Source organism: Pseudomonas umsongensis (assembly GCF_002236105.1).
In the GTDB taxonomy this organism is placed as follows: Bacteria; Pseudomonadota; Gammaproteobacteria; order Pseudomonadales; family Pseudomonadaceae; genus Aquipseudomonas; species Aquipseudomonas umsongensis.
In genome coordinates this window covers 228,507-249,088 of the sequence record NZ_NIWU01000006.1, presented here as the reverse complement: position 1 = coordinate 249,088, position 20,582 = coordinate 228,507, and the positions used below count along the sequence as shown (strand labels likewise).

At 61.7% G+C, this 20,582-nt stretch carries 18 protein-coding genes; 14 read left to right on the top strand and 4 right to left on the bottom strand.

The genetic code is table 11. The annotated features are described in order from the left end of the window. The first annotated feature begins 12 nt into the window (after positions 1-12). From PSUM_RS25570 to PSUM_RS25525, 10 genes are all read left to right on the top strand, one after another. Positions 13-678 (top strand): riboflavin synthase, encoded by a 666-nt coding sequence (locus PSUM_RS25570; RefSeq protein ID WP_020796277.1) that lies wholly within the window; start codon positions 13-15, stop codon positions 676-678. 31 nt (positions 679-709) lie between these two features. Beyond that, the gene (gene ribBA, locus PSUM_RS25565) at positions 710-1,801 is read left to right on the top strand and encodes a bifunctional 3,4-dihydroxy-2-butanone-4-phosphate synthase/GTP cyclohydrolase II (RefSeq protein WP_020796278.1); all 1,092 of its coding nucleotides are present in this window, start codon (positions 710-712) and stop codon (positions 1,799-1,801) included. Between the two features lie 91 nt (positions 1,802-1,892). After that, positions 1,893-2,369, top strand: a complete 477-nt coding sequence (gene ribH, locus PSUM_RS25560; RefSeq protein WP_003228649.1) for a 6,7-dimethyl-8-ribityllumazine synthase — start codon at positions 1,893-1,895, stop codon at positions 2,367-2,369. Then, on the top strand, positions 2,366-2,866 hold the full coding sequence (nusB, locus tag PSUM_RS25555) for a transcription antitermination factor NusB (RefSeq protein WP_008000432.1): 501 nt from the start codon (positions 2,366-2,368) through the stop codon (positions 2,864-2,866). Before ribH ends, nusB begins: the two co-directional genes overlap by 4 nt. Positions 2,867-2,894: 28 nt before the next feature. Continuing rightward, complete coding sequence (thiL, locus tag PSUM_RS25550; protein ID WP_020796279.1) at positions 2,895-3,860, top strand: thiamine-phosphate kinase; 966 nt, start codon at positions 2,895-2,897, stop codon at positions 3,858-3,860. Next, positions 3,857-4,360, top strand: a complete 504-nt coding sequence (locus tag PSUM_RS25545; RefSeq protein WP_020796280.1) for a phosphatidylglycerophosphatase A family protein — start codon at positions 3,857-3,859, stop codon at positions 4,358-4,360. The genes thiL and PSUM_RS25545 overlap by 4 nt, the downstream gene beginning before the upstream one ends. 23 nt (positions 4,361-4,383) lie before the next feature. Further along, the gene (locus tag PSUM_RS25540) at positions 4,384-5,121 is read left to right on the top strand and encodes a substrate-binding periplasmic protein (protein WP_033044775.1); all 738 of its coding nucleotides are present in this window, start codon (positions 4,384-4,386) and stop codon (positions 5,119-5,121) included. Positions 5,122-5,315: 194 nt separating this feature from the next. After that, a complete protein-coding gene (ribA, locus tag PSUM_RS25535) occupies positions 5,316-5,933 on the top strand; it encodes a GTP cyclohydrolase II (RefSeq protein ID WP_008059515.1) in 618 nt (205 codons plus the stop codon). After that, positions 5,930-6,349 carry a hypothetical protein gene (locus PSUM_RS25530; protein WP_020796282.1) on the top strand — a complete coding sequence of 140 codons (420 nt, stop codon included), beginning with the start codon at positions 5,930-5,932 and terminating at the stop codon, positions 6,347-6,349. The genes ribA and PSUM_RS25530 overlap by 4 nt, the downstream gene beginning before the upstream one ends. Next, positions 6,349-7,149 (top strand): cobalamin-binding protein, encoded by an 801-nt coding sequence (locus PSUM_RS25525; RefSeq protein ID WP_083349798.1) that lies wholly within the window; start codon positions 6,349-6,351, stop codon positions 7,147-7,149. The genes PSUM_RS25530 and PSUM_RS25525 overlap by 1 nt, the downstream gene beginning before the upstream one ends. Before the next feature lie 54 nt (positions 7,150-7,203). Here PSUM_RS25525 and PSUM_RS25520 read toward each other — a convergent pair whose 3' ends face one another. The 4 genes from PSUM_RS25520 to PSUM_RS25505 form a co-directional block, all read right to left on the bottom strand. Then, a complete protein-coding gene (locus PSUM_RS25520; RefSeq protein WP_083349797.1) occupies positions 7,204-9,087 on the bottom strand; it encodes a TonB-dependent receptor domain-containing protein in 1,884 nt (627 codons plus the stop codon). Between the two features lie 173 nt (positions 9,088-9,260). After that, positions 9,261-11,159: a 1-deoxy-D-xylulose-5-phosphate synthase gene (gene dxs, locus PSUM_RS25515; RefSeq protein ID WP_020796285.1), complete on the bottom strand. Its 1,899-nt coding sequence runs from the start codon at positions 11,157-11,159 to the stop codon at positions 9,261-9,263. 91 nt (positions 11,160-11,250) lie between these two features. Continuing rightward, positions 11,251-12,138, bottom strand: coding sequence for a (2E,6E)-farnesyl diphosphate synthase (ispA, locus tag PSUM_RS25510; protein ID WP_020796286.1), 888 nt, complete (start codon positions 12,136-12,138; stop codon positions 11,251-11,253). Then, positions 12,135-12,377: an exodeoxyribonuclease VII small subunit gene (locus PSUM_RS25505; RefSeq protein WP_007970180.1), complete on the bottom strand. Its 243-nt coding sequence runs from the start codon at positions 12,375-12,377 to the stop codon at positions 12,135-12,137. Before PSUM_RS25505 ends, ispA begins: the two co-directional genes overlap by 4 nt. Before the next feature lie 464 nt (positions 12,378-12,841). Between PSUM_RS25505 and PSUM_RS25500 the strand changes: the two genes are divergently transcribed. Genes PSUM_RS25500 through PSUM_RS25485 form a run of 4 tightly spaced genes read left to right on the top strand, consistent with a single transcriptional unit; the run spans position 12,842 to position 20,582 of the window. After that, complete coding sequence (locus PSUM_RS25500) at positions 12,842-13,630, top strand: YfaP family protein (protein WP_033045477.1); 789 nt, start codon at positions 12,842-12,844, stop codon at positions 13,628-13,630. 36 nt (positions 13,631-13,666) lie between these two features. Then, on the top strand, positions 13,667-15,394 hold the full coding sequence (locus PSUM_RS25495; RefSeq protein ID WP_020796288.1) for a DUF2138 domain-containing protein: 1,728 nt from the start codon (positions 13,667-13,669) through the stop codon (positions 15,392-15,394). Further along, positions 15,379-16,029, top strand: coding sequence for a DUF1175 domain-containing protein (locus PSUM_RS25490; protein ID WP_033045475.1), 651 nt, complete (start codon positions 15,379-15,381; stop codon positions 16,027-16,029). Before PSUM_RS25495 ends, PSUM_RS25490 begins: the two co-directional genes overlap by 16 nt. Next, a complete protein-coding gene (locus PSUM_RS25485; protein ID WP_083349796.1) occupies positions 16,026-20,582 on the top strand; it encodes an alpha-2-macroglobulin family protein in 4,557 nt (1,518 codons plus the stop codon). The genes PSUM_RS25490 and PSUM_RS25485 overlap by 4 nt, the downstream gene beginning before the upstream one ends.

Sequence of the window (20,582 nt, the reverse complement as noted above, 5' to 3'; positions counted from 1 at the left end):
GAGGAGAACCCCATGTTCACCGGCATCATCGAATCCATCGGCAGTATTCGTGCATTGACCCCAAAAGGCGGAGATGTGCGGGTGCATGTAGAAACCGGCAAGCTCGACCTGAGCGACGTCAAACTGGGCGACAGCATCGCGGTCAACGGCGTATGCCTGACCGCCGTTGAACTGCCGGGCAACGGCTTTGCAGCTGACGTCAGTCGCGAAACCCTCGACTGCACCGCCATGAATGACCTCAAGAGCGGCAGCCCGGTCAATCTGGAAAAAGCCCTGACTCCGACTACACGCCTGGGCGGGCACCTGGTCAGTGGCCACGTCGACGGCGTGGGCGAAGTCGTTGCCCGTACCGAGAACGCGCGTGCCGTGGAGTTCCGCATCCGCGCGCCGAAGGACTTGGCCAAGTACATCGCCCATAAAGGCTCGATCACCGTCGACGGCACCAGCCTGACCGTGAACGCGGTCGATGGCGCCGAGTTCCTGCTGACGATCATTCCGCACACCCTGAGCGAAACCATCATGGCGTCGTACCAGCCAGGTCGCCGGGTGAACCTGGAAGTGGACTTGCTGGCCCGTTACCTGGAGCGTCTGCTGCTGGGCGACAAGGCCGCTGAGCCAACTACCGGCAGCAACATTACCGAAAGCTTTCTCGCCGCCAACGGCTACCTCAAATCCTGAAACTCAATTTCTAAAAGAATGGGGGTGCCTTGTGGCGCTCAATAGCATCGAAGAACTGGTTGAAGACATCCGCCAAGGCAAGATGGTCATCCTCATGGATGACGAAGACCGCGAGAACGAAGGCGACCTGATCATGGCCGCCGAGTGCTGCCAGGCCGAACACATCAACTTCATGGCCAAGCACGCCCGTGGCCTGATCTGCATGCCGATGACCCGCGAGCGCTGTGAACTGCTCAAGCTGCCACTGATGGCCCCGCGCAACGGCTCCGGTTTCGGCACCAAGTTCACCGTATCGATCGAAGCGGCCACCGGCGTCACCACCGGCATCTCTGCCGCGGACCGTGCGCGCACCGTGCAAGCGGCCGCCGCCCGTGATGCCAAGGCTGAAGACATCGTCAGCCCCGGCCACATTTTCCCGCTGATGGCCCAGGCCGGCGGCACCCTGGCCCGCGCTGGCCACACTGAGGCTGCGTGCGATCTGGCGCGCATGGCCGGTTTCGAGCCGAGCGGGGTGATCTGCGAAGTGATGAACGACGACGGCACCATGTCCCGTCGCGCCGAACTGGAAGCTTTCGCCGCCGAACACAACATCAAGATCGGCACCATCGCCGACCTGATTCACTACCGGATGATCCACGAACGTACCGTTCAGCGGATTGCCGAGCAGCCGCTGGACAGCGAACTGGGCCAATTCAACCTGGTGACCTATCGTGATTCCGTGGAAGGTGACGTGCACATGGCCCTGACCTTGGGCAATGTCTGCGCCGAAGAACCGACCCTGGTGCGCGTGCACAATATGGACCCGCTGCGCGACCTGCTGATGGTCAAGCAGCCGGGCCGCTGGAGCCTGCGCGCCGCCATGTCCGCGGTTGCGGAAGCTGGCAGCGGCGTGGTGCTGTTGCTCGGACACCCGCTCGATGGCGACGTGTTACTGGCGCACATCCGCGAAACCGCAGACCACGCGGCGGTGAAAAAACCGACCACCTATAGCACCGTGGGTGCCGGTTCGCAGATCCTGCGCGACCTGGGCGTACGCAAAATGCGCTTGATGTCGGCACCGATGAAATTTAATGCGATATCCGGTTTCGATCTGGAAGTTGTAGAATACGTGCCCTCCGAATAATGACCGGTTGTTTCCGGCCTTGAATTCGCGGTTCAAATATCACCGAGGGGCGCGTACGAGACGCGTCCCGGCTCTTTAAGAGATCTATCGAATGACCCTGAAGACCATCGAAGGTACCTTCATCGCCCCTAAAGGCCGCTATGCTTTGGTAGTAGGCCGTTTCAACAGTTTCGTCGTTGAAAGCCTGGTCAGCGGTGCTGTTGATGCCCTGGTTCGCCATGGCGTGAGCGAAAGCGACATCACCATCATCCGCGCCCCTGGCGCCTTCGAAATTCCGCTGGTTGCGCAGAAAGTCGCTCAGAAGGGCGAGTTCGCGGCAATCATCGCCCTGGGCGCGGTCATTCGTGGCGGTACTCCGCACTTCGAATACGTGGCTGGCGAGTGCACCAAGGGCCTGGCCCAGGTGTCCATGGAGTTCGGCGTACCGGTCGCTTTCGGCGTCCTGACCGTCGATTCCATCGAGCAAGCCATTGAACGTTCCGGCACCAAGGCCGGGAACAAAGGTGCCGAAGCTGCCCTGTCCGCTCTGGAAATGGTCAGCCTGCTGGCGCAGTTGGAGGCCAAGTGATTAGCGACGAAAGCGATCGTTTCAACCCGCGCGATCCAAAACCTGCGGATGCTGGCAAGCCATCGAAAAGCGTCAAGCGTCGCGAAGCCCGTCAGCTCGCGACTCAGGCGCTGTACCAATGGCACATGGCCAAGCAATCGCTGAACGAGATCGAAGCGCAGTTCCGGGTCGATAACGATTTCACCGATGTCGATGGTGCGTATTTCCGCGAAATCCTGCACGGGGTTCCGCAGTTCAAGACCGAAATCGACACCGCGCTCAAGCCTTGCCTGGACTTGACCATCGAAGAGCTGGACCCGGTTGAACTGGCAGTTCTGCGCCTGTCCACCTGGGAGCTGCTCAAGCGCGTCGACGTACCGTATCGCGTTGTGATCAACGAAGGCATCGAACTGGCCAAGGTCTTCGGTTCTACCGATGGCCATAAGTTCGTCAACGGTGTGCTCGACAAGCTGGCCCCGCGTCTGCGTGAAGCTGAAGTGAAGGCGTTCAAGCGCTGATTGGCGCTTGGAATGTCGACACGAAGCCATGGGCGAGTTTGAGCTGATCCGCAATTTCTTCGCCGCCGCGCCCTGTGCGCAGGGCGGCGAAGGCGTTGCCCTCGGAATTGGCGATGACTGCGCCTTGCTGGCTGTCCCTCCCGGGGAGCAGTTGGCGATTTCTACCGATACCCTGGTGGCAGGCGTACATTTCGCCGACCCCTGCGATCCATTCCTGCTCGGTCAGCGCTCGCTGGCCGTGGCGGTGAGCGACTTGGCTGCCATGGGCGCCACGCCCGTTGCCTTTACCCTTGCCCTGACTTTGCCGACGGTGACCGCCGATTGGTTGCAGGCCTATGCCCGTGGTTTGAACCTTATGGCTTCGAGCTGCGGCGTGGCGCTGGTGGGCGGCGATACCACCCGCGGGCCGCTGAGCCTGACCATGACGGTGTTCGGGCGCGTGCCGGGCGGTTTGGCCCTGACCCGCAGCGGTGCGCGGCCGGGCGACCTGCTGTGTGTGGGCGGCGACCTTGGCAATGCCGCCGGTGCCTTGCCATTGGTGCTCGGCCAGCGCACGGCCCAAGCGCGCATTGCCGAGCCGCTGCTGGCGCATTACTGGTCGCCGCAACCGCAGCTTGGATTGGGCCAGGCGCTGCGTGGCAAGGCCACTTCGGCCATGGATATCTCCGATGGTCTGCTCGCTGATTGCGGGCATATCGCGCTGGCCTCGAAGGTCGGCATCGAAGTCGAGCGGGATCGCTTGCCGCTGTCGCAAAGCCTGGTCGATTTTCTTGGACTGGCGCACGCACAGGTTGCGGCCCTGAGTGGCGGCGACGACTACGTACTGGCTTTCACCTTACCGTCTGTCGAATTGCCGCTGTTGCTGGCCGACGGCTGGCCGATCCATGTGGTCGGGCGGGTGGTAGCAGGGCAGGGCGTGACGCTGCTGGACGCCGACGGCAAGGACATCACCCCGCAAACCCGGGGCTACCAACATTTTCGGGAGACACCGTGACAGATCACCCCAATCAGGTTCCGGCGGAGTTCGTACCGCCATCGGTCTGGCGCAATCCCTGGCATTTCCTGGCGTTTGGCTTTGGCTCCGGCACCTTGCCAAAGGCTCCGGGCACCTGGGGGTCGCTGGTTGCGCTACCCTTTATCCCGCTATGGCAGATGTTGCCCGACTGGGGCTACTGGTTGATGCTGGGCATTACGATGCTGTTCGGCTTCTGGCTGTGCGGCAAGGTGGCCGATGATTTACGGGTACACGACCACGAAGGTATCGTCTGGGACGAGATGGTCGGAATGTGGATCACCCTGTGGCTGGTGCCGGAAGGTTGGCAGTGGCTGCTGGCAGGATTTTTGATGTTTCGCTTCTTCGACATCCTCAAGCCGTGGCCGATTCACTGGGTTGACCGGCATGTGCACGGAGGCGTTGGCATCATGCTCGATGACGTGTTGGCTGGAGTGTTTGCGTGGTTGGCGATGCAGGGGCTGGTATGGATTTTCGCCTGAGGGATTAATTGGGAGAACTAGGGATGGCTCGACGCTGGTGGGTAGCGATGGTGATGGTGCTGTTCGGTGCGCTGGTCCAGGCGGAGGAGGCAATCACCGCGCCGTCCGTGATTCATCTGGCCAGCGAAGACTGGGAAGACTATACCGCTGCCGACGGCCACGGCCTCGGCTGGGACGTGTTGCGCAAAGTCTTCGAGCCGGCGGGGGTCAAGCTGGACATCCGCAGCGAACCCTATGTGCGCTCGATGGGACTGGCCGAGCGGGGTGAAGTCGATGCATGCGTCGGTTCCTACCATGAAGAATCCAGCGATGTGCTTTATCCGCACTGGAACTTCGATACGGACCATATCTACGCCCTGGGCCTGGCCAGCAGCCCGCAACCGACCCCACAAACCCTGGGTAATTACCGTCTGGCGTGGGTGCGTGGCTACGATTATCAACATTATCTGCCTAATGTCCGCCGCTACAACGAAGTACTACGTCGTACCGGCATCGTTTCGATGCTGACGCAGAACCGCGCCGACTTCTACATAGACGCACTGACCGAAGTCGATTGGGTGCTCAGTCGGGCGAAGGATCCTTCGCAGTTTCGCCGCACGCATATCGCTGAATTACCGTTGTACCTGTGCTTTGCCAAGACCCCGGCGGCCCGCAGCCTGATGGCGTTGTTCGACCAACGCATGGCGCAGTTGGTTAAAAGCGGCGAGCTCAGACCGATCTTCGAACGCTGGAAGCAACCCTACCCGTTCGATGAGGAATAACCTGTAGGAGCTGCCGCAGGCTGCGATCTTTTGATCTTAAAATACAAAATCAAAAGATCGCAGCCTGCGGCAGCTTCTACAGAGATCAAACTTTTTGATAATTATGGCCGATAATTCAGCCTAAGCGTCGGTTGGAACCTGCTGTTACAATGCCGGCCTGCGAATCTTCAGACTTTTAGATCAGGAGCACACCGGTGCCTGTCGTTTTTGTCGCCGCTTCCAAGCTGCCAACGCCTTTTGCGCAATTCATCATGCACGGCTTTCTCGATGAGGCCACCGGCCGCGAGCACGTCGTGCTGAGCCTGGGTGAGATCGCCGATGGTGCCCCGGTACTCGGTCGGTTGCACTCCGAGTGCCTGACGGGCGACGCCTTGTTCAGCCAGCGTTGCGACTGCGGCTCGCAACTTGAGGCTGCGCTGCAGGCCATCGCTCGTGAAGGTCGGGGCGTATTGCTGTATTTGCGCCAGGAAGGCCGTGGCATTGGCCTGCTGAACAAGATCCGCGCCTATGAGCTGCAGGACGGCGGTGCCGACACCGTTGAGGCCAACGAGCGCCTGGGCTTTGCCGCCGACCAGCGCGATTACGCCATGTGCCTGCCGATGCTTGAGCACCTGGGGGTGAAATCCCTGCGCCTGATGACCAACAACCCACGCAAGGTCAAAGCCTTGACCGACATGGGCATCGCGGTTGCCGAGCGCGTGCCGCTGCACACGGGTCACAATCCGCACAACAAACTCTACCTGGCAACCAAGGCCAGCAAACTCGACCATATGATGGGCAATGAACATCAGGGCGAGGTAGACCGGGCGTGACCCGCGGCCAGGTACGGCGGCGGCTGTCCGTCAATTGGTGGCAATACCTGGCGTTGGCCTTGTTGCCGCTGTTCGTGATCAACGCAGTGTTCGGCCAGGGTGAAGCCATACTGCCGGTGCTGGCAATGCCGTTGTTCATCGCCGGTGTCGCCTCGATGTTTGTCAGCCTGAAGTTTTTTGGCGGCTATAAACATGCGTTGATCGCCACCCAGAAAGCCCTCGATACCCCTGAAGAGCCTGATGCATGGATCCGTTTGGCGGCCAAGCGGCGCACGGCGTTCCTCGCGGCTGGCTTGCCGGCCTGGATCGGTGCATTGGCGGTGTTTGTCGGTCTCGAAGCGGTGCCGCTGATGCTGCTGGCGCTGTCGACCGCGGTGCTGTTCTACCTCTACCGAATTCCACGTCAGCTCGGTTGATGCGCCCTGTCTGGCTGGCGGTTTTGCTGCTGGTGATCAGCGGCTCGGCCATGGCGGTGGAGCGGGTTGTCAGCCTCGCTCCGTCCCTCACTGAGATGGTCGTCGAACTGGGTTCGGCCGACTTGCTGGTCGGCGTGCTGGATGCCGGTGAGCGTCCCGCCGAACTCAAGGATTTGCCCTCCGTGGGGCGCTACGGTCAGCTGGACATGGAGCGGTTGCTCAGCCTCAAGCCTGATTTGTTGCTGCTCTGGCCTGGCAGTGTCGGCCCGGCCCAGCGTGAACAACTCAAGCGCTTGAACATCCCGACCTACGTCGCTGAACCGCATGATTTCGCGCAACTCACCTCACAGATCGAAGCCATTGCCTCGCAACTCGGGCGGCCTGAGCGTGGGGCGGTATTGGCCAGCGAATTGCGTCAACGCCTGGCGCAGCTGCGTCAACGCTATCGGCGGGAGCATCCGTTGCGTGTGTTCTATCAAGTCTGGGATAAGCCGCTATACACCGTGGGCGGAGGGCAGATCATCAGCGCTGCGCTTGAAGTCTGTGGGGCGCAAAACGTCTTCGGCGACCAGGCACTCCCGGCGCCGCAGATCAGTGTCGAAGCGGTCCTGCAGCGCGATCCCGAGGTGATTCTGGCCGGTGATCAGGCGCAACTTGATGCGTGGAAGGCGTGGCCGCAGGTGGCGGCGGTGCGGCAGGGGCAGTTGCGGCTGGTTACGGACAAGGGCCTGGAGCGGCCGAGCGGGCAGATGGTCGAGGCGACGGCCAAGTTGTGCCGCGAGATTGCACCTGACCGCTGAGACCGAGGTGCGGCCTTCGCGGGCTTGCTCGCGAAGAGGCTAGCCCAGAGACCATCAGAGCTCCGGGGTCCAAGTCACCCCAAACACCCACGCCCGACCTTCCTCGCGATATCCGTACTGGCTGCCTTCATGGCTGTACAGTGCCCGGCTGTAACCCTTGTCCAGCAGGTTGTCGACCTTAAGCTCCAGGCTGATCTCTCGATTGAGTGCCCAACTGCTGCGCAACCCCAGCAACCCATAACCACCCAATGGCTGTTGATTGTTCAGGTCGTCATAGCTGCTGCTAACAGCTTGCCAACTGGCGCCCAGGCCCAGGCGGTCGAACTGTCGATCCAGATCCCAGCTCAATGTGCGACGTGCGCGACGGGCCAGGGTATGCCCCGTATCGCGGTCACGCGGGTCGATAATCGCCACGCCGAGGTTGCTCTGCCAGCCGAACAGTTCCTGTCTTAATGTCGCTTCAAAGCCGTTGATGCGTGCCGACGCCACGTTCTCTGGCCGTGAGTTGCTGCCGAAGATGATCGCGTCTTCGAGGTCCGTACGGTACAGCGAGGCCTCCAGGCGACTGCTCTCGGTCAATTGGCTGCGCCATTGCAGTTCATAGCTTTTCGAGGTCTCGGGTTTAAGGTCCGGGTTGCTGAAGTCGGGGTAGTACAGGTCGTTGAAGGTCGGCGCACGGAAACCTTCGCTGTAGGTCAGCAGCACGTCGTTGTCGGGGTTTAGCGGCAGGGTGAAGGTGCCGCTCCAGCTGTTCTGGCCGCCGAACTGTTGGTTCTGGTCGCGGCGCAGACCCAGTTCGGTGGAGAAGCTATCGGCCTGGTAGCGATGCTGGACAAATGCTGCACGGTTCCAGCGACTGTCCTCGTCGAACGGCGTGCTGCTGTTGACGCGGTCTTCGTACCAGTCGCCGCCGAGGATCAGGCTGTTGCGCTGGTTGAGTGTCAGGTCGTTCTGCCAGTTCACCGAGTCACGGTAGGTATTGAACACGCTGCGCTCATCGCTGAGCTTGTCGAACGTCTTCTCGCGGTTTTCGCTGTGGCCGAACTCGACGCGGGTTTTCCACAGGTCGTTGACCTGTGCGTCGATGTAGCTGCTGACACTGCTCACATCGAATTCGTTGTAGGGCTGCTGCTGGACTGACTCGAACGTGTTCAGGTCGAAGCGACCGAACGGATTGTCGAATTCGCTTTTACCACGGTTATCCAGCAGATTGGCGCCGATCTCGACGTCGTCGCTGAGGGCGTGACTCACGCTCAGGCTCAGGGATTTGTTGCGGTAGGCGTCGTGATCACTGTCGCTGGGATACGACTCATGGGTGCGATCGATCCCGGCGGTTTCATCCAGGCTGGCGCCGAGGTTGAAGCGGGTCTGCTCATCGCCCCCAGACAAGCCGAGGCTACGCTCCCAGGTCTGGTTGCTGCCAAACCCCATATGCAGCCTGGGTTGCAGGCCGGGGTCGCTGCCACGCCGAGTGAAGATCTGGATCACCCCGCCAATCGCATCGCTGCCGTAGATCACCGAACGGGAGCCGCGCAGCACTTCCACGCGCTCGACCTGGTCGATGTTGATGTGTTGCAGGTTGCTGTCGCCGGAGGACGAGTTGCCGATCCGCTGGCCGTCCACCAGCACCAGGCTCTGGGCCGACTGCGTGCCGCGAATGTAAATTCCCGGCAGGCTGCCGCGCCCGCCGGTTTGTGCCACTTGCACCCCCGGTACACGGCGCAGCAGGTCAGTGACGCTGTTGGGTTGCAACCGGTCGATGTCTTCGCGGGTGAAGACCGTGTTGGCGGCGCTGCTGTCGTTGCGCGCCTCGACCTGGCGGTTGGCGCTGATCAGTACGTCGGGCAGCTTCAGGGCCTGGTCGCGTTCGAAGGTGTCAGCCAGCACTGGGCCGGCTGGCAGCAGGGTCAGCGTCAGGGCGAGGGGGGAGAGTTTCATCGACAGTCCGTTGGTGCTTGAGGTGTACACAATTTTGATAGCGCCACAAACCACTGTGGGAGCGGGCTTGCCCGCGAAGGCGTCGGCACATTCAACATTGATGTTGGATGTGTCGGCCTCTTCGCGGGCAAGCCCGCTCCCACAGGGGGGAGTGTGTATAGCGGTTTAGCGGTTTAGCGGTTTAGCAGTTGCAGACGCTCGCGGATCGAAGCCTCGATCCCGGCTTCATCCAGTCCACACTCAGCCAGCATTTGCGCCGGCTTGGCGTGTTCGACATAAATGTCCGGCAAGCCCAGGTGCAGCATCGACTTGAGGATATTCTCGCGAGCGAGAAATTCGCTGACCGCACCGCCGGCACCACCCATGATGGCGTTTTCTTCGACGGTCACCAGCAGCTCGTGGCTGCCAGCGATTTCGCGAACCAGCTCTTCATCCAGCGGTTTGACGAAGCGCATGTCGACCACGGTCGCGTCCAGCGTCTCGGCGACTTTCAGCGCCTCGGCCAGTTGCACGCCGAACACCAGCAAAGCGACGTTGCTACCCTGGCGGCGAACCACGCCCTTGCCGATTTCGATCGGCTCGAGGTCTTTCTCGATGGTCGCATTCGGGCCGTTGCCGCGCGGGTAACGCACGGCGGCCGGGCCGTTATACAGATGACCGGTCGAGAGCATCTTGCGCAGTTCGTTTTCGTCGCTCGGGGTCATCACCAGCATGCCGGGGATGCAGCGCAGGAACGACAGGTCGAAGCTGCCCGCGTGGGTCGGACCGTCTTCGCCCACCAGGCCGGCGCGATCGATGGCGAACAGCACGTCGAGGTTTTGCACCGCGACGTCATGCACCAACTGGTCGTAGCCGCGTTGCAGGAAGGTCGAATAGATCGCCACCACCGGCTTCGCGCCTTCGCAGGCCATGCCGGCCGCAAAGGTCACGGCGTGTTGCTCGGCAATCGCCACGTCGAAGTAGCGCAGCGGGAAGCGCTCGCTGAAGGCCACCAGGTCCGAGCCTTCCTTCATCGCCGGGGTGATCCCGACCAGGCGCGGGTCGGCAGCCGCCATGTCGCACAGCCACTCACCGAACACACCGGAGTACTTCGGCCCGCTGGCTTTCTTCGGAGGGTTGGCCGGCGCATCGACAGGTTCGAGCTTGGTGATGGCGTGGTAACCGATCGGGTCGACCTCAGCCGGGGCGAAGCCTTTGCCTTTCTTGGTGACGATGTGCAGGAACTGCGGGCCCTTGAGATCACGCATGTTGCGCAGGGTAGCGATCAGGGTTGGCAGGTCGTGGCCATCGATCGGGCCGATGTAGTTCCAGCCCAGCTCTTCGAACAGCGTGCCGGGCACCAGCATGCCTTTTGCGTATTCTTCGGTGCGACGGGCGATTTCCCAGGCGCCGGGCAGGCGCGACAGGACTTTTTTGCTGCCCTCGCGCATGCTCGCGTAGGTACGGCTGGAAAGGATCTTCGCCAGGTAGTTCGACAAACCGCCGACGTTGCGCGAGATCGACATGTCATTGTCGTTGAGGATCACCAGCATGTTGGCGTCCACTTCCGGCGCGTGGTTCAGCGCTTCGAACGCCATGCCGGCCGTCAGTGCGCCGTCGCCGATCACGGCAATCGCCTTGCGATCACTGTTTTGCAGACGGGCGGCAATCGCCATGCCCAGGGCTGCGCTGATCGACGTGCTGGAATGGCCGACGCCAAAGGTGTCGTACTCGCTCTCGGATCGACGCGGGAAGGCGGCAACGCCGTCCTTCTGGCGCAGGGTGGCCATGCGCTCGCGACGACCGGTGAGGATCTTGTGCGGATAAGCCTGATGACCCACGTCCCACACCAGCCGGTCGTCCGGGGTGTCGAAGACGTAATGCAACGCGATGGTCAGCTCGATGACGCCCAGACCTGCACCGAAATGCCCACCGGTCTGACCGACCGTGTAGAGCAATTCCAGGCGCAACTCATCGGCCAGGGTTTCCAGCTCGGCTTCGCCTAACCGGCGCAGGCCGTCCGGCGTATTCGCGCGGTCGAGCAGGGGCGTGGTCGGGCGCTTGCGGGGAATCTCATGAAACGTCGTGGGCATCAGGCGAATCGTTATAGGTATAAAAGATGCGGCAGTTTACCTGATGCATCGGCCCCTGCCCACGCGTTGGTCTTTTTTGGCGGATTCGCCGTCAGTTGCGTCGCTCGACGATGTAGCGGGCCAGTTCACGCAGGGGCTCGGCAGCCGCGTCAAACGGTCGCAGCGCATGCAGCGCCTGATCGCGCAGTTCCAGGGCATAGGCCTTGGCGGCGTCCAGGCCCAGCAGTGCCGGGTAGGTCGGCTTGTCGCGGGCAATGTCGGCGCCTTGGCGTTTGCCCAGGGTTTCGGTATCGCTTTCGACGTCGAGAATGTCGTCCTGGACCTGGAATGCCAGGCCGATGGCCTGTGCATAAGTCTGCAGGGACTTGAGTTCGTCCTTCTCGGCGCGACCACTGGCCAGGGCGCCGAGCTTGACGCTGGCTTCGATCAGCGCGCCGGTCTTGTGCCGGTGCATGTATTCGAGCGCCTGTTGATCGAGCTTCAGGCCTACCGAGCCAAGGTCGATGGCCTGGCCGCCGACCATGCCCGCCGGACCTGCCGCCAATGCCAGTGTGCTGACCATTTCAAGACGGATCTCGGCGTCGACGTTGCTCAGGCGCGGGTCGAGCAGGGCGCTGAACGCCAGGCTCTGCAAGCCATCGCCAGCGAGGATCGCGCAGGCTTCATCGAATTTCTTGTGCGTAGTCGGCTGGCCGCGACGCAGATCGTCATCATCCATGGCCGGCAAATCGTCGTGCACCAGCGAGTAGGCATGGATCAGCTCCACCGCGCAGGCCGCGCCGTTGGCCTGCTCCGCCTTGCCGCCCAGTGCTTCGCACGCAGCGTAGGCCAGCAATGGGCGCACCCGTTTGCCGCCGTTCATCACGCTGTAGCGCATGGCGTCGTACAAGCGCACCAGCTCAGGGCCTGGCGCGATGAACAGGGTTTCCATGGCGGCGTTGACGCGGGCCTGGCTGGTCGCTGAATACGCTGCAATCATTCTGGTTGATCCGCGTCGAAGGGTTCCTCGGCCAACTCGCCATCACGCTCGAGCAACACTTGAACCTTTTGCTCGGCCTGGGCCAGCGCCGCCTGGCAATCGCGGGTCAGGCCGATGCCTTGCTCGAAAGCGGCCAGCGAGTCTTCCAGCGATAATTCGCCATTCTCCAGACGCTCTACCAGCGTTTGCAGGTCAGCGAGGGACTGTTCGAAATCCAGTGCAGCTTTTTTGCGGGCCATGGCGGCGATTTCCGGTTGACGTTAAACCGGCGCGACACTAGCAGATAGGGGGTTTATGGGCAAATGAGCGGGGTGTTTCAGCCACCGTTTCCTGAGAGGAACCAGTCCTGTGGCGAGGGGATTTATCCCCGTTGGGCTGCGAAGCGGCCCCTGACGTCTGTTCCGACTGTATGCGTTGTCCGGATTTACGACTGCTTTGCAGCCGAACGGGGATAAATCCCCTCGCCACAAAGTGAGTGGCGATTCGGCTCATTTTGTGAGCCGAATAGGAACGGTAATCGGCTCATCGTGACTCTCCCCGCAAATCCGGACGCATCCGATTGTTAAAAAACACCCGCACGTCTAACCTTCCCGCCATCGACGACCCGCTATTCATGGGTCTTTCAGACGAAACGCAGTACCCACATCTGTAACGCGCCGAGGATCAGGCGCAAGGTTTCGTCATGCATGGCAGGAGGCATCACATGCGCTCATTTCTTTTGCTGCTGATCGGCTGGGCCTGTGCGCCCGCCCTGGCCGCGCCCAGTGCCGAGCTGTCGGAGCCGGTGGGCGGCTGGCGCTTCAACGGTTTGCTGGACCGTACGGAAAGCCCGCAAGTCGCCTATCCCACGCCACCCATCGACCGTGGTGTGCAGCGCAATCGCACGATGATCCAGGGCCAGCTCAAGGCCATCGGTACCCAGCGCGGACCCCACACGATCGCAGTCAACGGTAATCCGTTGAACCTGTACACCGACGATCAGGGCCGGTTTGCCCGGCCCTATGCATTCGGAGCCGGCTCCAACAGCGTCGAAGTGCGCAGCGCCGAAGGCCAGTCGCTCAAACGCGTGCAATTCTATGAAGCCAACAATTTACGCACGCCCGCACGGATTCGCGTGGTGCTGGGGTGGGACGATCCAAAAGCCGAACTTGACCTGCACATCGTCACCCCCGACGGCCAGCACGCGTTCTGGGCACGGCCGGCGATGAGCAATGGTGGTGGCCTCGACCCGGACGGCGTCGACGGCCCCGGCCCGGAAATGTTCACCATGACCGCGTCGCTGCATGGCACCTATCTGGTTTACGTCAACTATTGGGGCAACTTCGGTAGCGGCGGCTATAACTTCGATGAGACCAGCAATCAGAACGAGGTCATTACGTCGCAAATCAACCTGGTGCTCAACGAAAACACCGTCGACGAAAAACGCGAAACCTTCATCGTGCCCCTGCGCGCAATCGGTGACCTGCTGCTGGTCAAGACTTTCAACTATTAAGCATCCCGCTCCACGGATGAATTCGGGTTTTGTGAAATGAGCGATGACACTGTTTCCCCGGCCGCTGTAACACCTGGCCCCAAGCCGTCCCGCTATTGGGCAGGAAAAAATGTCCGGGCCATTGTGATCGGGCTGTGTCTGGTCGTGGGCGTGGCTGCTGGCATGGGCTGGCTGATGCTGAAAAGCAAAGCCCCGGCCCCGCAACTGGCGGCGGAAAAACTCGGCATGAGTCGCCCCGATGGCTTGCTCGAGACCCACTCCTTGAGCCAGTTGCCCAGGGACCTGCTGGCGGTACCGTTCCTAAAGGAAACCCTGACCGAAGATTTCGTCTTCTATTACGAAACCCACGCCGATCGCCTCGGGCTGATCGGCAGCTTGCGGCGGATCATCTACGAGCATGAGCTGAAGTTGCAGGACACGCTGATCGAGCAGCTGTTCGATCAACCGGCGGACGTTGCGTTGTGGCGCGGGGCGGATGGCAGGCTCAAGGATTTCCTGCTGGTGATGGATCGCGGTGGCCTGGCCAAGGTGCTGGAGCCGCTGGCCAAAGTGGCGCTGGATGATTCGCAGTTGAGCAAACTCGCAGACGTGAAAGTCGGCAACGACGACGTGGCGCTTTATCAGCTCAGCTACAACGCCAGCAAGGCGCTGCTGTTTGCCTCCCATGGCGACAAACTGGTGGTGCTGTCGAATCCAACCAAACTCTACGATCCGCAAAGTGGAGCGACGCAGGAGTCGGGCAGTGTCTCGACCCAAGCCATCGCCGCACTGCTCAACGGCGACAAACTGTTCCCCGAAGCGTTTGGCTTGCAACCCCGCGCGCCGGAAGTGAAGCAGCGACTGTCGGTGAATGCCAGCGTGCTCGCCATGGGGTATCAGCGCTTCATCCCGAATTTCGCCGGGTTGCGCTTCGACATGGATGACAAGGGCTGGCACAGCTTCCTGGCCATGGATGAACTGGACGATCAGCCGGACTTTGATTTCAAGCCGATCTGGCAAGCCATGCCGATGGGCGCCAGCGCTTGCGTGGCCGTGCCGCTGGCTGCCGAGCAACAGAAGCCGCTGCTGCTCAAACTCGGTGCTGACGAGACTGCGGCCCAGGCGTTGACCGAGCACATGGCCGGTGCGGCGGGCCTGTGCTGGTACGCCGATTCGCGGCTGTACACACCACTGCTGGTCGCCAGCCTAAAGGATGAAGACAGCGCCAGCCTCGATGGCGAACTGGGCAGGCTGTTCGGCTCGATGGTCGGCGCTTATGAAGGCAAGGTCGATGAGCATGTGTTCCCGGTGATTGAGAAACAGCAAGGTGACAACCGCCAGTGGCAGCGTCAGGTCAGCTCCCGTTTCGGTCCGTATGCGGCCAAGGATGCCGCGAATCCCGATGCGATCACCGGCCAGGCTTTCATGAACGTCAGCCTGGCGCGCCACGGGTCGACGCTGTTGTTTTCCCTCGATGACAAACTGCTGGACAAGGCCCTTGGCACCCTCGACAAACGCTTCCCGCCGATGGCCGACGTGGTGCCCAAGGACCTGCTGATGCCGGTGTACTTCGGCCCGGACGCCATGGCGCAGTTGATGCAGCGCGAAACCCTCGACAGCCTGCCGCAAGACATGGAACCGGTGTTCTACAACGCGGCGCAAACCTACCTGATCCCCAAATTGCGCAAGCTCGGCGGATACGGCAAGTACGCCCTGACCCTGCCCGAGGGCACCGAACCCGATGGCCACTGGCAATGGCTGCCGCTGCAATGGAAAGCCCTGTGAACGTACTGATCCGCAGCCTCGGCGTGCTCGCTTTGCTGTTGAGCGCGGGCGCCCGAGCGATCGAAACACCGGCGCTTGATCCGCAGCAATCCCAGGTGTTCCGCGCCTGGTTCGTCCGCATCGCGCAGGAGCAACTGAGTCGGGGGCCGAGCCCGCGCTGGTATCAGCAGGACTGCGCGGGCCTGGTGCGTTTTGCCGCCAACGAAGCGCTGAAAGTCCATGACGACAAATGGCTGCGCAGCAATGGCCTGTCCAACCGCTACCTGCCGCCGGAACTGGAGTTGAGTGCGGGTCAGCGCGGGCTGGCCCAGCAATGGCAGCAAGGTGGTGGCAAGGTCGGGCCCTACGTCAATGCGATCAAGCTGATCCAGTTCAACAGCCAACTGGTTGGCCGCGATATCGCACAGGCGCGTCCCGGCGACCTGATGTTTTTCGACCAGGGCGACGACCAGCACCTGATGATCTGGATGGGCCGCTACATCGCCTATCACACCGGCACCACTACTCCCACCGACAACGGCATGCGTTCGGCAAGCCTGCAACAACTCATGACATGGAAGGACACCCGATGGATACCCGATGCAGCCAACCCCAACTTCATCGGCGTCTATCGACTGAATTTTCTCTCCCAATGATGGGTGCCCGCATGCTGCGTTTTCTGCCTCTGCTGTTGGCGTTGGTGCTTCCATTTTCGACGGTCAACGCCCAAGACGCTGTCGAACCCAGCGGCTATACACCGGTGGCCGGTGAAAGTTTTTTCCTGCTGGCCGACAGCAGTTTTGCCAGCGACGAACAGGCGATGGTCCGCCTTGAAGCGCCGGGTCGCGACTACCGTCGCTTGCGCATGGAACCCTATGGCGGTGCCGACATTCGGGTGTACCGCATCGACAAGCCGCTGGACTTTCTCAAGCGCCAGAAGAACCTGCACCGGGTCGTCAGTGACGGCCAGTTCAAGGGCGAAGGCCTGTCGAATACGCTCGCCTACTTGTGGGACACCTGGTACCGCAAATCTCGTCGGGTCATGCAACGGGCGTTTTCCTACGAGTCGCGTAAACAAGTCACCGAAGAAGTGCCGGAATTGAAGATGGGCAACGCCATGGCCGCGCCAACGCCCTACGACGCGCAGCCACAATTCGCCCTGATTCCGGGCCTGCCGGTGGTCAGCCAATTCCGCTACCCGCTGTGGCAAGCCAAACCGATCCAGCCGCCTGAAGGCGTGAACCTCGCCGGGTCTTCCAGTGAGTTCGTCAGTGTGGCGCCGGGCAACGTCTACATCCCGTTGGGCAACTTGAAACCAGGCCTGTATCTGGTGGAAGCGCTGATCGGCAAGTACCGCGCGACCACCATGGTCTTCGTCTCTAACACCGTGGCGGTCAGCAAGATTGCCGGGGATGAACTGCTGGTGTGGGCTGCGCGTAAACACGAAGGCAGTTCGGTGCCCAAGGTCAACGTGCTGTGGACCGATGGCCTGGGTGTGATGAGCAGCGGTGCAACCGATGCCGATGGTTTGCTGCGCCTGAAACACGTCAGTCCCGAGCGCTCATTCGTGATTGGCGAGGATGAAGAGGGCGGCGTTTTCGTCTCGGAGAACTTCTACTACGACAGCGAAATCTACGACACCAAACTCTTTGCTTTCACTGACCGCCCGCTGTACCGACCGGGGGATTGGGTGTCGCTGAAAATCGTCGGGCGCGAGTTCAAGAACGCCCGGGATTCGGTGCAGCCCGTCGCAGCCGACGTTAACGTGACCGTATTGGATGCGACCGGGACGGCGCTGCAATCCCTGGCCTTGAAGCTCGACTCCAAGGCCGGTACCCAAGGCCGTTTCCAGTTGCCCGACAATGCTGTGGCCGGTGGGTACGAGTTGCGTTTCAACTATAAGGATCAGGCCTACAGCAGTGCCTTTCGCGTCGCTGAATACATCAAGCCGCACTTCGAAATTTCCCTGAACCTGGCCAAGCAGGATTACCGCACCGGCGAACCGATCAAGGGCAACCTGGTGCTGCTCTATCCGGACGGCAAGCCGGTGGCCAACGCCAAGTTGAGCCTGAGCCTGCGTGCCCAGCAATTGTCGATGGTCGACAACGAGCTGCAATACCTGGGGCAATTCCCGGTGGAACTGACCAGCACCGAATCGACCACCGACGCCAAGGGTAATGCCGTTGTCGATTTGCCAGCCGCCGAGAAACCGAGTCGCTACATGCTCACCGTGTTCGCCAGCGATGGCGCGGCGTATCGGGTCAAGACCACCAAGGAAATCCTCATTGACCGCGGCGCGGCGAATTTTCGCCTGAGTGCGCCGCGGCGCTTCAGTGCGGTGGGCGACAAGGTTGTGTTCAGCTACGTCAATCAAAGCGAGCAGAGCGCAGCGGTCACGCCTGCCAGCTACGGCTGGGTACGCCTGGAGGATCAAAGCACCGGCGAGGGCAAGCTCGCGGCAACCGACAAGGGCTTCAGCCTGGCCTTCGAGCGTCCCGGTACTTACAACCTCTCGCTCAAGGATGACCATGGTCGCACCCTCGGTGCCACCGGCCATTCTGTCACCGGCGAGGGCGTCAAGGCGGTACCGGGAACCGTGGAAATCGTCCTCGACAAACCCGAGTACAAGGCTGGCGATGAAGCGCTGGCGCTGATCACTTTTCCCGAGCCGATCAGCGATGCGCTGCTGTCCCTGGAGCGCGACAAGGTCGAGGCCACGGCGCTGCTGTCCAAGGGCGGCGACTGGCTGAAGCTGGAAAAACTCAGCGACACTCAATACCGCGCACGCATTGCGGTGCAGGACAGCTTCGCGCCGAACCTGACGTTCTCGGTGCTGTACACCAAGGGCGGCCAGTACAGCTTCCAGAACACCGGTATCAAGGTGATCACGCCGCAGATCGAAGTGGCCATCGCCACTGACAAAGAGACCTACCGACCCGGTGAAACCGTGTCGGTCGACCTGAGCACGCAGTTCGCCGGCAAGCCGATCCCGGCGCATCTGACGGTCAGTGTGGTCGACGAGATGGTCTATGCCTTGCAGCCGGAAATCGCGCCGTCCATCGACCAGTTCTTCTACCATCCGCGCCGCAACAACGTGCGCACCAGCGCCAGTCTGTCGTTCATCAGTTACGACGTCGCGCTGCCTGGCAGCCCTGGCGCGCCGGGCAAGGCCAACCGCAGTGAGCGGGGCGTCAAGGTGCTGGAGCGCCCGCGTCGCGAAGACGTCGACACCGCGGCCTGGCAACCGGAGCTTGTGACCGATGCCAGTGGCAAGACCCGCTTCACTTTCAAGATGCCGGACTCGTTGACCCGCTGGCGCATCACCGCCCGGGCCATCGCCGATGGCGGCCAGGTCGGGCAGAAGAAGCAGTTCGTGCGCTCGGAGAAACCGCTGTACCTGAAGTGGAGCGGGCCGACTCGATTCCGCGCCGGTGACAAACCGGATCTTGGTGTGTTTGCTTTCAGCCAGGCGCAAAACCAGGTCAAGGCCGAGCTGGTGATTCATTACGCGGGCAGCGAACAGCGGGTTCCCGTCACGCTCGACAGCGGCATCAACTACATACTGCTGCCGGCATTCGGGCTGGTCAATGGCGAATGGAGCGCGGAACTAGTGCAGGACGGTAAAACCGTCGATGCCTTGACCGTGCACCTGAGCGCAACCGGCGAAGGCTGGCAAGTCACGCAAAGCCAACGCGTGGACGTAGCTGGCGCGGATACGCCGCTGAACCTGCCAGCGGATGCAACGGATATCCGTCTGCGTCTGGACGACAGCCCGCAAGCACTGTTCCGTGCTGCCCTCGATGATCTGCTGAGCTATCCGTACGGCGGCGTCGAACAGACCGCCAGTCAATTGCTGCCGTTGAGCATCGCCTATCCAGCCTTATCGTCGAACCCGCAGGTCCGCGATCGCTTGCGCCTGATCATGCAGAACAGCCGCCTGCGCCTGGTGCAAATGGCCGGCCCTTCGGCGAGCTTCACCTGGTGGGGCCTGGACGGCGAACCGGATGCGTTTCTTACCGCCTACGCCTATTACGCCGACTGGCACGCCAGCCGGGTAATGGAGCTGAGCCTACCGCCAGAGCACTGGCAGCGAGTGTTGGAGGTGTACGCGAAACAGGCGAAGAACACGCCACTGTTGCAACGGGCGCTGATCCTGTCGTTCGCCAGACAGATGCAATTGCCGGTCGAGACTTTGCTCAGCGGATTGATGGAGGACCTGATGCGCGCCGGTGAGGGCAGTGCCGCAAACGTCATGGACGTGGCTGGCGATAGCCTGGTCATGACTGATCCGGACTCGGCGCTGGGCCTGGCTGCTGCGCGCGCATTGACCGCCTCGCTGGCGGGGCAATCGAAGGTTGCTCTGCCAGCCGCATTCAAGCGGCAATTGGCTGACGCACAGCAGCGACTGGCCACCAGCTCCGAGCCATTTGCCGAGGCGCTGAATGCATCGCTGCAGCCCTTCGATCAGGCGCATGCGCAAGCGTTGTTGCTTCGGTTACTGCCACAGCAATCCACGCTGGAACGTGCACTGGCACTGACCTGGTTACAACGCAACATCGAACAGGCGGCGCCGGCTGTGACCTTGAAACCGGGTGACGGCTGGAATCAGGAGCAGGGCGCAACCGGTGAAATCTATTGGACATGGCAAGGCGCACAGGTCCCCGGCGTCTTGTCGCTGAGCGGTGCTCAGGAGCGTCCACTGAACGCCGCGTTGAGCTTCCAGAGCAAACAGTCAGCGGTCGATCCGCTGCCTGTGACCATCACCCGTCGCCTGTCGCGACTGGTGCCGGGCGATGAAGCCTTCACCTTCAAGCTGCAGCCTGTCGGCAGTGCTCCCTTGTCCAGCGACAACCTGTATCTGGACGAAGTGATCCTGACCAGCAAAGCCGCCAGACCCTTGCGTTACGGCCTGCTCGAAGTGCCGCTGCCACCGGGCGCGGATGTCGAACGCACGACCTGGGGCATCAAGCTCATGGGCAAGGCCGGGACCGAACCTTCTGCGCTGGAGAAGGCCCGTTTCGAGCCCGGACAAATGGCCTATGCAGTGCCGGTGGATGCCTTGAGCGGCGAACTGCGTTTGCGTCACCTGGTGCGCTTCTCGCAGAAAGGCCAGTTCAGCCTGCCGCCGGCGCGTTTTACCCAGGTGTACGCGCCACAGCATCAGGCTCAGGAGCAGAAACCGGCGCTCGGTCAGCTGACGGTTCACTGA

Bases quoted from the DNA above. Each gene is read 5' to 3' on its own strand.
- PSUM_RS25495 (WP_020796288.1), top strand. From the start codon at position 13,667: ATGAGCGATGACACTGTTTCCCCGGCCGCTGTAACACCTGGCCCCAAG.
- PSUM_RS25540 (WP_033044775.1), top strand. From the start codon at position 4,384: ATGGCTCGACGCTGGTGGGTAGCGATGGTGATGGTGCTGTTCGGTGCG.
- PSUM_RS25490 (WP_033045475.1), top strand. From the start codon at position 15,379: ATGGAAAGCCCTGTGAACGTACTGATCCGCAGCCTCGGCGTGCTCGCT.
- ribH (WP_003228649.1), top strand. From the start codon at position 1,893: ATGACCCTGAAGACCATCGAAGGTACCTTCATCGCCCCTAAAGGCCGC.
- PSUM_RS25570 (WP_020796277.1), top strand. From the start codon at position 13: ATGTTCACCGGCATCATCGAATCCATCGGCAGTATTCGTGCATTGACC.
- thiL (WP_020796279.1), top strand. From the start codon at position 2,895: ATGGGCGAGTTTGAGCTGATCCGCAATTTCTTCGCCGCCGCGCCCTGT.
- dxs (WP_020796285.1), bottom strand. From the start codon at position 11,159: ATGCCCACGACGTTTCATGAGATTCCCCGCAAGCGCCCGACCACGCCC.
- PSUM_RS25520 (WP_083349797.1), bottom strand. From the start codon at position 9,087: ATGAAACTCTCCCCCCTCGCCCTGACGCTGACCCTGCTGCCAGCCGGC.
- ispA (WP_020796286.1), bottom strand. From the start codon at position 12,138: ATGATTGCAGCGTATTCAGCGACCAGCCAGGCCCGCGTCAACGCCGCC.
- PSUM_RS25525 (WP_083349798.1), top strand. From the start codon at position 6,349: ATGCGCCCTGTCTGGCTGGCGGTTTTGCTGCTGGTGATCAGCGGCTCG.
- PSUM_RS25500 (WP_033045477.1), top strand. From the start codon at position 12,842: ATGCGCTCATTTCTTTTGCTGCTGATCGGCTGGGCCTGTGCGCCCGCC.
- PSUM_RS25485 (WP_083349796.1), top strand. From the start codon at position 16,026: ATGATGGGTGCCCGCATGCTGCGTTTTCTGCCTCTGCTGTTGGCGTTG.
- PSUM_RS25505 (WP_007970180.1), bottom strand. From the start codon at position 12,377: ATGGCCCGCAAAAAAGCTGCACTGGATTTCGAACAGTCCCTCGCTGAC.